12 protein-coding genes are annotated in these 15,338 nt (G+C 61.3%); 1 reads left to right on the top strand and 11 read right to left on the bottom strand.

Annotated elements, in window-relative coordinates:
* Positions 1–124: 124 nt before the first annotated feature.
* The 6 genes from OCX61_RS21340 to OCX61_RS21315 form a co-directional block, all read right to left on the bottom strand.
* The gene (locus tag OCX61_RS21340; RefSeq protein WP_254481126.1) at positions 125–1,405 is read right to left on the bottom strand and encodes a TRAP transporter large permease; all 1,281 of its coding nucleotides are present in this window, start codon (positions 1,403–1,405) and stop codon (positions 125–127) included.
* Entirely contained in the window at positions 1,406–1,933 is a 528-nt protein-coding gene (locus OCX61_RS21335) for a TRAP transporter small permease (protein WP_261941265.1), read from the bottom strand.
* Positions 1,934–2,000: 67 nt separating this feature from the next.
* The gene (locus OCX61_RS21330; protein WP_261941264.1) at positions 2,001–2,972 is read right to left on the bottom strand and encodes a TRAP transporter substrate-binding protein; all 972 of its coding nucleotides are present in this window, start codon (positions 2,970–2,972) and stop codon (positions 2,001–2,003) included.
* 74 nt (positions 2,973–3,046) lie between these two features.
* Positions 3,047–3,922 (bottom strand): glucurono-1,5-lactonase, encoded by an 876-nt coding sequence (locus OCX61_RS21325; protein WP_261941263.1) that lies wholly within the window; start codon positions 3,920–3,922, stop codon positions 3,047–3,049.
* A 25-nt stretch (positions 3,923–3,947) separates the two neighbouring features.
* The gene (locus OCX61_RS21320) at positions 3,948–4,754 is read right to left on the bottom strand and encodes an NAD-dependent epimerase/dehydratase family protein (protein ID WP_261941262.1); all 807 of its coding nucleotides are present in this window, start codon (positions 4,752–4,754) and stop codon (positions 3,948–3,950) included.
* 194 nt (positions 4,755–4,948) lie between these two features.
* Positions 4,949–6,193 (bottom strand): OprD family porin, encoded by a 1,245-nt coding sequence (locus OCX61_RS21315; protein ID WP_261941261.1) that lies wholly within the window; start codon positions 6,191–6,193, stop codon positions 4,949–4,951.
* Positions 6,194–6,500: 307 nt separating this feature from the next.
* On the opposite strand from OCX61_RS21315, the gene OCX61_RS21310 reads away from it, so the two are divergent.
* The gene (locus OCX61_RS21310) at positions 6,501–7,337 is read left to right on the top strand and encodes a hypothetical protein (protein WP_261941260.1); all 837 of its coding nucleotides are present in this window, start codon (positions 6,501–6,503) and stop codon (positions 7,335–7,337) included.
* A 543-nt stretch (positions 7,338–7,880) separates the two neighbouring features.
* Here OCX61_RS21310 and OCX61_RS21305 read toward each other — a convergent pair.
* The 5 genes from OCX61_RS21305 to OCX61_RS21285 all read right to left on the bottom strand — a co-directional run bounded on the left by OCX61_RS21305 (position 7,881) and on the right by OCX61_RS21285 (position 14,917).
* On the bottom strand, positions 7,881–9,104 hold the full coding sequence (locus tag OCX61_RS21305) for a type II toxin-antitoxin system HipA family toxin (RefSeq protein ID WP_261941259.1): 1,224 nt from the start codon (positions 9,102–9,104) through the stop codon (positions 7,881–7,883).
* The gene (locus tag OCX61_RS21300; RefSeq protein ID WP_261941258.1) at positions 9,104–9,406 is read right to left on the bottom strand and encodes a helix-turn-helix domain-containing protein; all 303 of its coding nucleotides are present in this window, start codon (positions 9,404–9,406) and stop codon (positions 9,104–9,106) included. The genes OCX61_RS21305 and OCX61_RS21300 overlap by 1 nt, the downstream gene beginning before the upstream one ends.
* A gap of 185 nt (positions 9,407–9,591) precedes the next feature.
* Positions 9,592–10,329 (bottom strand): BRO-N domain-containing protein, encoded by a 738-nt coding sequence (locus tag OCX61_RS21295; RefSeq protein WP_261941257.1) that lies wholly within the window; start codon positions 10,327–10,329, stop codon positions 9,592–9,594.
* Positions 10,330–10,520: 191 nt separating this feature from the next.
* Entirely contained in the window at positions 10,521–11,771 is a 1,251-nt protein-coding gene (locus OCX61_RS21290) for a ribonucleotide-diphosphate reductase subunit beta (protein ID WP_027918055.1), read from the bottom strand.
* Positions 11,772–12,037: 266 nt separating this feature from the next.
* Complete coding sequence (locus tag OCX61_RS21285) at positions 12,038–14,917, bottom strand: ribonucleoside-diphosphate reductase subunit alpha (protein ID WP_261941256.1); 2,880 nt, start codon at positions 14,915–14,917, stop codon at positions 12,038–12,040.
* Positions 14,918–15,338 lie beyond the last annotated feature (421 nt).

Here is a 15,338-nt window from a genome sequence, read left to right as displayed (position 1 = left end):
CTGGGGCTGCTGCGCAGCCCATCGCAGGCAAGCCAGCTCCCACAGGGGGGGCGCAAGCCCTCAGCATGGCGCGGTCCCTGTGGGAGCTTGCCTGCGATGGGCCGCAAAGCGGCCCCCGTTGCGATTACAAGACCACGCTCGGCAACCACAGGGAAATGGCCGGAATGTAGGTCACCGCCATCAGCACCAGGAACAGCGCCAGGTAGAACGGCAGCAGCGCCTTCACCGTGGCCTCGATGCTGACTTTGCCAATCGCTGAGCCGACGAACAGCACCGCACCCACTGGCGGCGTGATCAGCCCGATCCCCAGGTTGACCAGCATGATCATGCCGAAGTGCACCGGGTCGACGCCGATACCGGTAATCACCGGCAGCAGGATCGGCGTGAGGATCAGGATCAGCGGGGCCATGTCCATCACCGTGCCCAGCAGCAGGAGCATGAAGTTGATGCACATCAGGATCACGTAACGGTTGTCCGACAGGGTCAGGAACGCCGTGGTGATCTTCGACGGGATCTGCATCAGGGTCATCACGTAGCCGAAGCTGGCGGCGAAGCCGATCAGGATCATCACGATCGAAATGGTCCGCACCGTGCGGTGCATCAGCTTGGGCAGGTCGCGCCACTTGTAGTCGCGGTAGATGAACATGGTCACGAAGAACGACCACACCACCGCCACGGCCGCCGATTCGGTGGCGGTGAACACGCCGGACAGAATGCCGCCGAGGATGATCACCATGGCCATCAGGCCCCACAGTGCCTCACCGGCAATCTTCAACGCCTGGCGCAGCGGGATCACCTCGCCCTTGGGGTAGTTGCGTTTCTTGGCGAAGATCAGGCACAGGCCCATCATCACCGCGCTCAGCAGCAGCCCGGGCATGACCCCGGCCATGAACAGCGAAGCGATCGACACCGTGCCGCCGGCCGCCAGCGAGTACAGCACCGAGTTGTGACTGGGCGGGGTCAGCAATGCCTGCACCGAGCCGCTGACGGTCACTGCGGTGGAGAATTCGCGCGGGTAGCCCTTGCGTTCCATTTCCGGTATCAGCACCGAGCCTACCGACGCGGTGTCGGCCACCGACGAGCCGGAGATGGCGCCGAAGAAGGTCGACGCAGTGATGTTGACCAGCGACAGCCCGCCGCGCACGAAGCCCACCAGCACCCCGGCGAACGCCACCAGGCGCCGCGACATGCCACCCTCGGCCATGATCGCGCCGGCGAGAACGAAGAACGGAATCGCCAGCAGCGAGAACTTGTTAACCCCGCTGGCCACCTGGATCATCATCGCCTGCAGCGGGATGTCGATGTACCAGGCGCCGATCAGCGCCGACAGGCCCAGGGCATAGGCCACCGGCATGCCCAGCAGGATCAGCGCAATGAAACTGCCCAACAGTATGAACGCATCCATTTACGCCGCCCCCTCGTTTTCTTCCACCAGGTCGAACCGCACCACCTTGCGCTGGCTCTGATCGCCCAGCAGGAGTTTTTCCAGCACGAAGATCAGCGTCAGCACGCCGCCGACCGGGATCGGTGCATAGCTCATGCCCACCCGCACGCTGGGCAGCGAGGCCATGTACTGGTTCCAGGTGGTCACGCACAGCTTGTAGCCGTACCAGGTCATGAACACGCACACCCCTACCATCAACAGTTGCGTGAACACCGCCACCAGCCGGCGCACAGGGTCCGGCAGCCGGTCGGTGATCATCGCCACCGCCATGTGCGCGCCGGCGCGGTAGCTGGCGGCGGCGCCGATGAAGGTGAACAGCACCATCAGCAGGATCGACACGGGCTCCGGCCAGCTGGAGCCGGTGCCGAGCACGTAGCGGGCAAAGATGCCCCACGGGATGATCAGCGACATGGCCAGGATCGACAGGCCGGCGACCCAGATGCAGGCGCGGTACAGCGTGTCGTTGACGCTCAGGAAAAGCAGTTTCATAGGCATCACCAAAGCGGCAGGGCGACGGGCGTCGCACTGCCGAGGTCATCTTGGAAAAGGGCCGGGGTTACTGGACCGCGTCGATACGTTTCATCAGGTCGGCGTACTGCGCGCCGTACTTCTCGCGCACCGGGGCGGTGGCGTCGTAGAACGGCTTGGTGTCGACGGCGATGAACTCGACGCCGGCGGCTTTGAGCTTCTCTTCGCTGGCGGCGGACTTGGCGTCCCACAGCGCGCGTTCCTCCATCTGCGCTTCACGGGCGACCTTCTTCACCAGCACCTGCTGCTCGGGGGTGAGCTTGTTCCAGGTGGTCTTGGACATCACCACCGGCTCCGGCAGGATCAGGTGATTGGTCAGGGTGAAGTACTTGGCGCTCTGGTAGTGGTTGTGTTCGAGCAGGGTCGGCGGGTTGTTCTCGGCGCCGTCGATTACCCCGGTCTGCAGGGCGCTGAAGATTTCGCCGGTGTCCATGGCGATGCCGTTGCCGCCCATGGCGTTCATCATGTCGATGAACAGCGGGTTGCCCTGTACGCGAATCTTCATGCCCTTGAGGTCTTCGAGGCTGCGTACCGGCTTCTTGGTGTAGAGGCTGCGCGAGCCGCCATCCATCCACGCCAGCGCCACCAGGTTGAATTCGGAGTTGGTGATCTTGTCGAGGATCTCCTGGCCGATGTCGCCGTCGATGATCTTGCGCATGTGCTCATGGTCACGGAACACGAACGGCATGTTGAACACGTTCACGTCCGGCACCACCGGGCCGACGATGCCCAGGCTGACGCGGGTCATCTGCACCGCACCGATCTGCGCCTGTTCGATCACTTCCTTCTCCGAGCCCAGCACGCCGCCGGCGAACATCTTGAAGGTGATTTCGCCATTGCTGGCCTGTTCGAGCTTCTTGCCCATGTTCTGTTCGGCGACCACGGTCGGGTAGCCGGCCGGGTGGATCTCGGCGAACTTGATGTCGAGTGCCGAGGCCGGCATCGACAGGCTGAAGGCGAATGGGAGTACGGCAAGAAGCAGCTTGCGTTTGAAGGTCATGGTGAAACTCCGTGGTTTTTATTATCTGGTTTCGCGCGTGAGTGTTGGGTGTTGCGGTGTTGTGCAGGTCGCGTTCAGCCGCGCCAGGCAGGCTCCTCCAGGCCCTGGACACCGGGGCGCAGGGCAAACACGCCACCGGCCAGGGGCTGGTCGCTGAGGTCGCAGCCTGCAGGGCGGATCGAGGTGACGAACAATGTGTCGAGGTTGCTGCCACCGAAGGCGCACATCGCCGGTTTCTTCACCGGCACGCTGAGCGAGCGGTCGAGGCGCCCGTCGGGGGTGAAACGGTGGATCTGCCCGGCGTCGTTGCCGCAGATCCAGTAGCAGCCGTCGGCATCGATGGCGGCGCCGTCGGGGCGGCCGGGGAAGGCACGCATGTCGACGAACAGCCGCTGGTTGTGCGGGGTGCCGCTGTCGATGTCGTAGTCGAAGCGCCAGATCTTCTGCACGTTGGGGTGCGAGTCGGACAGGTACATGCGTGTGCCGTCAGGGCTGAAGGCCAGGCCGTTGGGCACGATCATGTCCTTGAGCTGCTGGTGCAGCTGGCCCTCGCCATCGACCCGGTACAGCGCGCCGACATGGGCGCCTTGCTGCATGTCCATGAGCATGCTGCCGGCCCAGAAACGGCCTTGGCGGTCGCAGCGGCCATCATTGAAGCGCATGCCCTGTTGTGGGTGTTCGACTGCCGCGAACAGGCGGCTGTCGAGGCTGCCGTCGGCCTGGGCCTGCAGCTGGAAGATGCCGCTTTCCATGCCAGCGACCCAACCCCGTTCGGTGCGGGCGATGCAGGCGAGCATCTGCTCGCCCTGCCAGACCTGATGGGTGCCGTCCTGCCAGCGGTGCAGCTGGCGGGCCGGGATGTCGACCCAGTACAGGGCCTGTTCGCTGGGGTGCCACACCGGGCTTTCACCCGTACCGTTGCGGGCGTCGACGATCAGTTCGCAGTGCATGCTGGAGCCTCCTGGCAGGGCGGGATCAGCTGAATGGGCCAGCAGCGACGAAGGCGCCACCTTGGTAGACCATGCTCGGGTCGTCGGCGGCGGGTGTCGGCTTGGCCTCCACCGCAGCGCGGAATACTTCCGAGCTGTCCTTGGGCTGGTAGCCCAGGTGTTCGGCGTAGCGGTTGTCCCACCAGACAGTACGGTTGTTGGACGCGCCGTAGACCACGGTGTGGCCGACGTCGGCAGTGAACAGGCCGCGTTCGATCAGCTGGGTCAGGTCGTCGTAGCTCAGCCAGGTGCTGAGCATGCGCAGGTTCTGCGGTTCATCGAACGAGGAGCCAATGCGAATGCTGACGGTCTCGATGCCGTAGCGGTCGAAGTAGAAGCTGGCGACATCCTCGCCGTAGCACTTGGACAGGCCGTAGTAGCTGTCGGGCCGGCGCGGCGCATGGGCGTCGATCCGCTGGTCCTGGCGGTAGAAACCGATCACATGGTTGGAGCTGGCGAAGATGATGCGTTTGACCCCGTGCTGGCGCGCGGCTTCGTAGATGTGGAACACGCCGCAGATGTTGGGGCCGAGGATGTCCTCGAACGCGTGCTCGGTGGAGACGCCGCCGAAGTGGACGATGGCGTCGACGCCTTCGACCAGGGCATGGACCGCCGCCTTGTCAGCGAGGTCGCAGGGGATGACTTCTTCATGGGGGCCGGTGGCGGGTGCCATCGGGGCGATGTCGGAAAGGCGCAGGACTTCGGTGTAGCCGTTGAGGCGTTGGCGAAGCACCTTGCCCAGGCCGCCTGCGGCTCCGGTGAGCAGCAGGCGCTTGAAGGGGGTGATGGTCATGGCGGCTCTACTTGTGATTGTTGTAAGTTGTCGTATGACTATGCTGATTATCGGCAGCGCTTTCCGCGGTTGTCAATGCTGCTTGCGGGGTTTCTCGGGCCTCTTCGCGGGCAAGCCCGCTCCCACAGGGATTAGCAGCGCTGCTGATCTTGTGGGAGCGGGCTTGCCCGCGAAGGGCCGCAAGGCGGCCCCGATTACAGCAGCGAAAGCGGATAGTTGAAGATCAACCGGTTCTCATCGAACTCGTTGTTGCTGTAGTCCCGGCGAATGGTCGAGTTGCGCCACTTCACGCTCAGGTCCTTGAACGGCCCGCTCTGGATCACATACGCCAGCTCCGATTCACGCACCCACTCCTTGCCATCGGTCACCGCCCCGGTGTGGACATCGCGGCCACTGATATAGCGGTTCATCAGGGTCAGCCCCGGCACCCCGAGCGTCACGAAGTTGAAGTCATGGCGCACTTGCCACGAGCGCTCGTTGGCGTTGTCGAAGCTGGAGTTGTAACTGTCGTTGGCCAAGGTCCCGCCGCTGGTGCCGTTGACCCGCATCCAGGTATCGCCATCGACTTTCTGCAGGCCGACCCAGAAGGTATTGCCGCCATACTTGGCCGAGAACATTCCCGAATAGGTCTTGTTGTCCAGCTTGCCGGCGCGTTCCGAGCCGTCCTCGCCGCCGTGGAAGTAGCCCAGGTTGGCGCCGAGGGTCCAGTCGCCCAGCGGCTGGCTGTGGCTCAGCTGCAGGTACTGCTGTTCGTAGACATCCTTGAGCACCGCGTTCCACAGCCCGACCAGGGTCCGATCCTGGTTGAACTTGTATTCGCCTCCGACAAAGTTGAAACGGTCCGACAGGCCGCCGCCGTAACTCATGTCTTCCATGCTCGCGTCGTTGCGTGGGCTGTTGCCGCGGAACTGGCCACCGTACAGGGTCAGCCCGGCGATTTCGTTGGAGGTCACCTGGCCACCGCGGAAGGTCTGCGGCAGCGAGCGGCCATCGTCCGAACGCAGGATCGGCAGCACCGGCATCCACTCGCCGATCTTCAGTTCGGTCTTGGAGATGCGCGCCTTGCCCGCCACCGCCAGGCGGCCGTAGTCATCCGCCGGCCGCCCATCGTCATGGCGTGGCAACAGCCCCGTGCCATAGGTGCCGCCACCGCCATCGAGCTTCACCGACCATAGCCCCAGCACATCGGCACCAAACCCCACCGGCCCCTCGGTGAAGCCGGAACGGGCATCGAGAATGAAGCTCTGGGTCCATTCCTCAGCCTTGCTCTGTGGGTTGCTGGGGTTGGTGAAATTACGGTTGATGTAGAAATTGCGCAGGCCCAGCACGGCCTTGCTGTCTTCGACGAAGCCTTGGGCGAGGCTGGTCCCTGGCATGCTGCCGAGCAGGCTGGCGCCAAGCAGCGCAAAGGGGAGGGTTGTCTGGCAGATTTTCGACATGGGATGGGTCCGCTGATGTTGTTTTTGTTATGTGTTGTCGTACAACTGCGGCGTTTTGTATCAAGCTCAAAATCAACTGTCAACGCTGGGCGGCGCAATAAATTCGCGCCGTCAAGTGAAAAATCAGCGGCGAGGGCTCTAAATCAAGGAGTCAGGTAAATTAAAGGTCATAGTATGACGGTAGGCCCATTGGTGCATTTGGCTGAAAAACCAGTTAATAGCTTTCGCGCTGAACAAATTGAAACAAGTCATGTCTCATCGCCAGCAGAAGCATGACGTTTCATTTCCCAAGCAAGGAGGCTCCACCATGCAATCCACCCCACCTGCGTCCACCGGCAAGCTGTTGGGCAGTTATGGCTACGGCAAGTCGCTGATCATCTGCATGCTCATCCTGGGCAGTATTTTCCTCGGCCTGGCTGCCTTCGTTGGCTACCTGAGTGTTGACAGTTCCCTGAATTTCAACGGCCCGAAAAACCTTTTCTACTCCACCATCGCCTTGCTGGCGGTGCTCGGCGTGGTGATGTTCGCCCTGGCCCTGTGGCAGAAGAAACTGCGCATTGCGCGTTATGAGGTGTACGAGAAAGGCATTTGCCAGATCATCGGCGACCAGCGCGACTATGTGCCTTTCAGCGAGATGGGCGACTTTTACCTGTTCGCCTCGGGCCAGACCGCGATTGCCGGCCTGATCAACAATCTCGCGTACCGCCGCAACGCCAGCGAACCCTTCCGCCGGGTCAACCCACACCTGCAAAAGCTGTACGTGTTCCTCGAGCAGGTGCGTGAGCAGTACCTGAACGAACGCTTGCCAGCGGTGTTCGCCACGCTGGAGAACGGCGGTGCGGTGCAGTTCAACTACCTTGAAACGTCGCAAGTGTGGGGCAAGCGCATGAGCGGCGATTTCTTCAATGTCGCCACCAAACCGCTGACCATCACCCGCGACGCCCTCGAAGTTGATGGCCGCAAAGTCGCGCTGAGCAGCCTGCGTAACGTTGATCTGAGCCAGTGGACCGAATTGGTGGTGATCAAGGACGAAAACGGTCAGACCGTGCTGTCGACCGTGGCCACCGGCATCATCAGCTTCGACCTGTTCCTCAATACGTTGCACAACCTGCTAGAGGCCGAACAGATACAGGTGACCGTGTAGGAGCGGGCTTGTGTCGCGAAAAGGGCGCAAGGCTCCCTCTGCGATCGATCATGTGAAGCTGGTAGCCCGCTGAAGAACAGATCAGCTTGATTGGCATTTTTCGAGACGCATTTTTTTACTCATCAACGGCCTCGCTCTCGACCACGTAGACTGGCATGTCCAGTCCCGGCACATGGCAACCGAGTGTGCCGTACCCCTCCTGTCGGCGTGGGCGAGGTCTCTTGTTTTATGTATTGAGGACAGCTCCAATCGAGCTTGCCCTCAAAGCCTCTTGCGGAAGCTGGTAGTCCTGATATGTCTAAAACCAAGCGCATGCGCCAGGCGCCACAGGCGATACCGGCGTCCTGTAAAGCTTCACTGCCTGTCGATCATGCTGTACCAAAACAAGACCTCATTGCGACTTTGACAGAGCGACTGGCGTCCCCGCAGCGCATTCGGGTTCAGCTGGAAGACCTCTAGGTTCGAAAGAATCCCGCCGGGTCAGAAACGCTTCGCCACCCTACGCAACGGGCGCAAGCGTATCGAACGACCAATGACCCTGACTCAGATGCGCAGCTTGTCAGCGCCGATGGCGGCTAATGCCAGCTCAAGCTCAGCACGTTGGAGATGCTGTCGATAGTGCGCCGCTAATTCAGCTTCCCATCCAGCCACTTCATCAATGATGGATTCTGCCTGGGTGTGAGAAAGGCCATAGTGGCCAACCTGGCTCAGCAAATTGCGCCGCGACAGTTCCTTTCCGAAACTTCCGACGCCCATGGCGAGGCTGGTAGGTGCATCCCCTTCGGTGGTCGGCAGAACGTCGTACATGGGTGACAGCCGCCATCTGCCATTCAGGTAAATTACGGCCACGTTCTTGGGATGGTCATCATCGTTGCCGACCAGAATGTTGAAACAGATGCGCTTGAACAGCTCCTGGAGATCATTCAGCGGCACACCTCGGCGGTTCATTTCGTCTACGAGCAATCCATAGTGCCACTCGTGCGCCCAGCCCAGCGGGTTGTTCCAGTCACTGTCGAGTAATGTCAAACCGCTCAACATGGGGATGCGGTAGAAATGTCCGTCGTCAGCGGGCACTCGGTCGAAGCGTTCGACCAGCAACGTGTTTACCCGACCACGGTGCAAGTGCACACGCGCCACGTTCATGCCTTTGCTTGCTGCGAATGTCATGCAGGCATGTTCAAGCGCCGGCACATCGTAGGCATCGTGGCGGTCCCTTGGCTTGGCCAGCAGCAGCCGGTCTTCATTGATCAGTGTGCATTTGGGGCGAGCACCGCCCAGTGACGAGCGCTGCTGCAGCGTTGCTTTTGTCGCGCTGTCGGTATCGCGTGGAAATCCACCTTGCACACCGTCTGCAAATTGTATGAAGGCTTCCAGTTGGGTGATCTTGCCCAGTCCAGCCTGGCCGATACCGGCAGGTGGCTTGCGGCCAGCGCCAGCCATGAGGTTCCCCGTACGATCATGGTTTGGAGACTTCAGAATAAAACCAACGGCATCCTTCTGATCACCGTGCTCTCGCGCAACCAGGCGCTCACCCCAGCCATCAGGAGCCGCATCCCGGATGAATCCAGGTATGCCCCGGTTCTTGGTGATGCGTTTATACGGCTGCGTTCGAAGTGGGTAGCGCGAGGCATCAGGTACCCAACCCCCAGCTTCGACATGGGTTGGGTTGTAAACAAATTCGCCGACATTGTTCTCCACGCTCAACCGCCCAATGGTGGAAACCTCCAGCGAGTCTGGCATCTGCATGTAGAGGTAGATCACCGTCATCAGAAATCATCCTCGGTCACGTTCTTAAGGCGTACCCTGTGCTCAGTGGCGAAGGAGGCCGGGGAAGACATCGGCACGTCCTGGAAAACCTCGTCGAGCAAGCCCAGGTGCCACAGCGCGATCATGTAGCTGCGCATCTCCACAGTCGGCGTTCCTGCCTCGATTTTGGCAAGCGTGGTGATGGACAATCCGGACTGAGCGGCAAGGTCTTTCTGGCGAATTTTTCGTTCAAGGCGCCTTGTTTTGGCGAGAAGCCCTATTTTCATTAGCCTGTCGGCGCATGCCAAGGGAAAAACATTCATATTAAGGCCTGCTATAGCAGTGCTTATGTGATATAAAAACTACTATAGCAGCTCTTATGATTCACTGTCTTCTGGGTGTCTTAGGGCTATGCATTACCCAAATCCTCACATCAGGTAGCGCGGTGCATGGCACTGGCTCCGCCAGTGTTCGCGGGTAAGCACATTCCCATAGGATGCTCGTCTGCTCAGCCTCTGGCGGTCACTGTAGGAGCTTGCCCTGCCAGCGATGAAGCCAGTCCAGGCATATCTATGCTCTGGGCGATATGCAAACCCTGTGGGAGCGGGCTTGTCCCGCGAAGCAAGCGACGCGGTGCCTGGCACCGGCTGTGCCGGTGTTCGCGGGGCAAGCCCGCTCCTACAAGATCTGCGCAGCCCAGCTTGACCCCGTGTAGCCTGAGTGCCCGCTGAGCACACTCCCGCCAGTTCATCCTGCGCTTCACCAGCGGCGCCATCTCTGCGTCTTCAGCCGCCATCACCACCGGCATATCCCGCATCCTCACCCACGGCTCACTCTGCCAATACAACAACGTCGCCGTCCGCCCTCCAGGCCAGCACATCTGCCCCAGCCGCGGTGTATCCGCTTCTCCATCCACCTGCCCATCACGCAGCACCGCCACCACCTCATGGGTCAGCCACCAGCGCAGATGGCGGTTCTCCGGAACATGGTGATGCGCCAGCAAGGTAAAGGCCCCGGACTCGCTGACCATCGTGGTCTCCTGATACTGCCCGTAGCGCAGCAGCTGCACGTTGCGGTACTGGTCCGGGTCGAGCTTGCGGATGCAGTGCTCGTCGAAGAAGCGAGCGCTCAGCCGACCGAGTTCGTGGGCGCAGAACCAGGCCTGGGATTCGAGCCAGAGGGTGTGGGGGGGCGATTGTGGCGGGTAAAGAGGGTAGGGGTATAAACACTGTTCATGCTTGGCCATCCTGATGTGGGAGAGCCGTTTCTGACGGGAACGGGATTCCGCTATGTGAGCGTTCTTAAGCGTTGGAGAACGTTATCGCGATGCCCGGGCACAGGCAATGCAGGACGCTGTAGGACACATCCTGTTTTCAATTCGGACAGGCATAAAAAAGGCTGCCATTCGGCAGCCTTCTCGATGTTCAGCCCGGACAATCAATCCCAGCTCAGCGCACCGCCAGTCTGATACTCGATCACGCGCGTCTCGAAGAAGTTCTTCTCCTTCTTCAAGTCCATGATCTCGCTCATCCATGGGAACGGGTTGGTAGTCCCCGGGTACTCTTCCTTCAGGCCGATCTGGGTCAGGCGACGGTTGGCGATGAACTTGAGGTAGTCCTCCATCATTGCTGCGTTCATGCCCAGTACGCCGCGTGGCATGGTGTCACGGGCGTATTCGATCTCCAGCTGGGTCCCTTGCAGGATCATCTGGGTCGCTTCTTCCTTCATCGCCGCGTCCCACAGGTGCGGGTTCTCGATCTTGATCTGGTTGATCACGTCGATACCGAAGTTCAGGTGCATCGACTCGTCACGCAGGATGTACTGGAACTGCTCGGCAACGCCGGTCATCTTGTTGCGGCGGCCCATGGACAGGATCTGGGTGAAGCCGCAGTAGAAGAAGATGCCTTCCAGCACGCAGTAGTAGGCGATCAGGTTGCGCAGCAGCTCTTTGTCGGTCTCGACGGTACCGGTGTTGAATTCCGGGTCGGAGATGGCGCGGGTGTACTTCAGGCCCCAGGCGGCTTTCTTCGCGACCGACGGGATCTCGTGGTACATGTTGAAGATCTCGCCTTCATCCATGCCCAGCGACTCGATGCAGTACTGGTAGGCGTGGGTGTGGATCGCCTCTTCGAAGGCCTGGCGCAGGATGTACTGGCGGCACTCCGGGTTGGTGATCAGGCGGTACACGGCCAGGGCCAGGTTGTTGGCAACCAGCGAGTCGGCGGTGGAGAAGAAGCCGAGGTTGCGCATGACGATGCGGCGCTCGTCTTCGGTCAGGCCGTCCATGCTCTTCCACAGGGCGATGTCCGCGGTCATGTTGACCTCTTGCGGCATCCAGTGGTTGGCGCAGCCGTCGAGGTACTTCTGCCAGGCCCAGTCGTACTTGAACGGTACCAGCTGGTTGAGGTCGGCGCGGCAGTTGATCATGCGCTTCTCGTCAACGGCGACACGGGCCGAGGAGCCTTCCAGCTCGGCCAGGCCTTCGGCGATGTCGAGGGCGTCGAGGGCGGCCTTGGCGCGCTTCACCGCGTCGGAATCGGCGGCAGTGGCGGCGCGGGCTTCCAGGGCGGCGGCACCGCCGGCGCTGTCGAGCTTGTCGAGGGTGGCGGCGGCAGTGGCCTGCGCAGGGGTGTTGCCTTTGGCGGCGACTTCGCCGTCTTCTTTATCGAATTCGTCCCAGCTCAGCATGGTGAGATTCTCCTGCTTGAGGGCCATCTGTGAAGTATGGCCGGTGGATCTTGGTTGCGTTGCTTTGGCCCCGGATGGGGTACAGCAGTGCACGCAAATCTGAATGCCCTGTAAGGGCTGACCTGGGCATTGGCGCCCGGGCCTATTGTGTTTGGCTGTGGGGCAGGACGCGGCAGTGCCGGCCTCTTCGCGGGTAAACCCGCTGCCACAGGGTTCCGTGTGGCTACACGGAAAAGAGGCTTCCCGGGGGAAGCCTCAGCCAAGCCTTACTGGCAGGCTTCGCAATCCGGCTCGTCGATCGCGCAGGCCTTCGGCACTGGCGCTGGGCCCGCTGCCTGGACCGGGGCGCTGTCGCCGCCGCTGGAAACGGCGTTGAGCTTGCCGGTGTTGATGGTCGACTTCTCGGTGCTGGTCGCGGCCAGGGCACGGAGGTAGTAGGTGGTCTTCAGACCACGGTACCAGGCCATGCGGTAGGTCACGTCCAGTTTCTTGCCCGAAGCGCCGGCGATGTACAGGTTCAGCGACTGCGCCTGGTCGATCCACTTCTGGCGACGGGAGGCGGCGTCGACGATCCACTTGGTCTCGACTTCGAACGCGGTGGCGTACAGGTCTTTCAGCTCTTGCGGAATGCGCTCGATCTGCTGCACCGAACCGTCGTAGTACTTCAGGTCGTTGATCATCACCGAGTCCCACAGGCCGCGGGCCTTCAGGTCGCGGACCAGGTACGGGTTGATCACGGTGAACTCGCCCGACAGGTTCGATTTCACGTACAGGTTCTGGTAGGTCGGCTCGATCGACTGCGACACGCCAGTGATGTTGGCGATGGTCGCGGTTGGCGCGATGGCCATGATGTTCGAGTTACGAATGCCTTTCTGCACGCGGGCACGGACCGGCGCCCAGTCCAGCGACTCTTCCAGGTTGACGTCGATGTACTTCTGGCCACGGGCTTCGATCAGGATCTGTTGCGAATCCAGCGGCAGGATGCCCTTGGACCACAGCGAACCCTGGAAGGTCTCGTAGGCGCCGCGCTCGTCGGCCAGGTCGCAGGAAGCCTGGATCGCGTAGTAGCTGACCGCTTCCATCGACTTGTCGGCGAACTCGACGGCAGCGTCGGAGCCGTACGGGATGTGCTGCAGGTACAGCGCGTCCTGGAAGCCCATGATGCCGAGGCCGACCGGGCGGTGCTTGAAGTTCGAGTTACGCGCTTGCGGCACCGAGTAGTAGTTGATGTCGATCACGTTGTCGAGCATGCGCACGGCGGTGTTCACGGTGCGTTGCAGCTTGGCGGTGTCCAGCTTGCCATCGACGATGTGGTTCGGCAGGTTGATCGAGCCCAGGTTGCAGACCGCGATCTCGTCCTTGTTGGTGTTCAGGGTGATCTCGGTGCACAGGTTCGAGCTGTGGACCACGCCCACGTGCTGCTGCGGCGAACGCAGGTTGCACGGGTCCTTGAAGGTCAGCCATGGGTGGCCGGTCTCGAACAGCATCGACAGCATCTTGCGCCACAGGTCTTTGGCCTGGATGGTCTTGAACACCTTGATCTTGTTGTACTCGGTCAGGGCTTCGTAGTACTCGTAACGCTCTTCGAAGGCCTTGCCGGTCAGGTCGTGCAGATCAGGCACTTCCGATGGCGAGAACAGGGTCCACTTGCCGTCATCGAAGACGCGCTTCATGAACAGGTCAGGGATCCAGTTGGCGGTGTTCATGTCGTGGGTACGACGACGGTCATCACCGGTGTTCTTGCGCAGCTCGATGAATTCTTCGATGTCAAGGTGCCAGGTTTCCAGGTAGGCACACACGGCGCCTTTGCGCTTGCCACCCTGGTTCACGGCTACGGCGGTGTCGTTGACCACTTTCAGGAACGGTACCACGCCCTGGGACTTGCCGTTGGTGCCCTTGATGTAAGAGCCCAGTGCGCGCACAGGGGTCCAGTCGTTGCCCAGGCCACCGGCGAATTTCGACAGCATGGCGTTGTCGTGGATCGCGTGGTAGATGCCCGACAGGTCATCCGGCACGGTGGTCAGGTAGCAGCTCGACAGCTGCGGACGCAGGGTACCGGCGTTGAACAGGGTCGGGGTCGACGCCATGTAGTCGAACGACGAGAGCAGGTTGTAGAACTCGATCGCACGGGCTTCTTTGTCTTTCTCTTCCAGCGCCAGGCCCATGGCCACACGCATGAAGAACACCTGCGGCAGCTCGAAGCGCACGCCATCCTTGTGGATGAAGTAACGGTCGTACAGGGTCTGCAGGCCCAGGTAGGTGAACTGCTGGTCGCGCTCGTGGTTGATCGCCTTGCCCAGTTTTTCCAGGTCGAAGTCGGCCAGTGCCGGGTTCAGCAGCTCGAACTCGATACCTTTGGCGACGTAGGCCGGCAGGGCCTTGGCGTACAGGTCGGCCATCTCGTGGTGGGTGGCGCTGTCGGCGACGTTGAGGAAGCCCAGGCCTTCGGCGCGCAGGGTGTCCATCAGCAGGCGGGCGGTGACGAACGAGTAGTTCGGTTCACGCTCGACCAGGGTACGGGCGGTCATCACCAGGGCGGTGTTGACGTCCTTGATGGCCACGCCGTCGTACAGGTTCTTCAGGGTTTCGCGCTGGATCAGCTCGCCATCGACTTCGGCCAGGCCTTCGCAGGCTTCGCTGATGATGGTGTTCAGGCGCGCCATGTCCAGCGGCGCCAGGCTGCCGTCGGCCAGGGTGATGCGGATGCTCGGGTGCGGCTCGACCACGGACTCGGTGTTGACACGGGTGGCACGCTCCTTGGCGCGCTGCTCGCGGTAGATCACGTAGTCACGGGCGACTTTCTGCTCGCCGGCACGCATCAGGGCCAGTTCGACCTGGTCCTGGATTTCTTCGATGTGGATGGTGCCACCCGATGGCATGCGACGCTTGAACGTGGCGGTGACCTGCTCGGTCAGGCGCGCGACGGTGTCGTGGATGCGCGACGAGGCAGCGGCGGTGCCGCCTTCAACTGCGAGGAACGCCTTGGTGATGGCAACGGTGATCTTGTCGTCGGTGTAGGGGACGACAGTGCCGTTGCGCTTGATCACGCGCAGTTGGCCCGGAGCGGTGGCGGCCAGATCCTGGTTGGAATCGGCGGCCTGCGGCGCCTTGGCCTGCGGGTTCTCGCGAGTTGTGTCGGTTTGCATGGGTGGGTGTCTCCACAGTTTCTATAGTGTTCAGGCGCCTTTTGGGCGCCCACCGTTCCGTCCGCTTGCTCGATGGCCTTCACGGGGATGCGGCATGCACGCGCATCCGCCCGCTCGGGCGTACCGACTTCGGGACAGATCAGGAATATGGGGCAATAACCTGCCGCTCCCTGGCCGAAGTCAAATGCTCAAGGGGCTGACCCCTAAAGCTGTTGCTCTCAATGCTTCCGCTGGAGCGGTTTGGCTGATGAAACCACGTAAAGTTCTGCCAGAAATTTCGCTTGAATTTCTGTGCTGACTGGTGTTGGAGACTGGAGGTCAAACCCAACATCTAGTGGTTCGTTGCGATGGGGATACAAGATAATGCGGTATCAGGCCCTTTGCAAGGCGATCGCCTGTGGATAAGTTGTGCGTACTTTGT

This window comes from Pseudomonas sp. LRP2-20 (genome assembly GCF_024349685.1).
Lineage (GTDB): Bacteria > Pseudomonadota > Gammaproteobacteria > Pseudomonadales > Pseudomonadaceae > Aquipseudomonas.
The sequence above is the reverse complement of the archived record's forward strand: the minus strand, read 5'-3'. Positions and strand labels throughout refer to the sequence as shown.

Coding starts and splice junctions, on each gene's coding strand:
- OCX61_RS21315 (WP_261941261.1), bottom strand. CDS start 6,193: ATGTCGAAAATCTGCCAGACAACCCTCCCCTTTGCGCTGCTTGGCGCC.
- OCX61_RS21310 (WP_261941260.1), top strand. CDS start 6,501: ATGCAATCCACCCCACCTGCGTCCACCGGCAAGCTGTTGGGCAGTTAT.
- OCX61_RS21300 (WP_261941258.1), bottom strand. CDS start 9,406: ATGAATGTTTTTCCCTTGGCATGCGCCGACAGGCTAATGAAAATAGGG.
- OCX61_RS21295 (WP_261941257.1), bottom strand. CDS start 10,329: ATGGCCAAGCATGAACAGTGTTTATACCCCTACCCTCTTTACCCGCCA.
- OCX61_RS21330 (WP_261941264.1), bottom strand. CDS start 2,972: ATGACCTTCAAACGCAAGCTGCTTCTTGCCGTACTCCCATTCGCCTTC.
- OCX61_RS21340 (WP_254481126.1), bottom strand. CDS start 1,405: ATGGATGCGTTCATACTGTTGGGCAGTTTCATTGCGCTGATCCTGCTG.
- OCX61_RS21290 (WP_027918055.1), bottom strand. CDS start 11,771: ATGCTGAGCTGGGACGAATTCGATAAAGAAGACGGCGAAGTCGCCGCC.
- OCX61_RS21335 (WP_261941265.1), bottom strand. CDS start 1,933: ATGAAACTGCTTTTCCTGAGCGTCAACGACACGCTGTACCGCGCCTGC.
- OCX61_RS21320 (WP_261941262.1), bottom strand. CDS start 4,754: ATGACCATCACCCCCTTCAAGCGCCTGCTGCTCACCGGAGCCGCAGGC.
- OCX61_RS21305 (WP_261941259.1), bottom strand. CDS start 9,104: ATGACGGTGATCTACCTCTACATGCAGATGCCAGACTCGCTGGAGGTT.
- OCX61_RS21285 (WP_261941256.1), bottom strand. CDS start 14,917: ATGCAAACCGACACAACTCGCGAGAACCCGCAGGCCAAGGCGCCGCAG.
- OCX61_RS21325 (WP_261941263.1), bottom strand. CDS start 3,922: ATGCACTGCGAACTGATCGTCGACGCCCGCAACGGTACGGGTGAAAGC.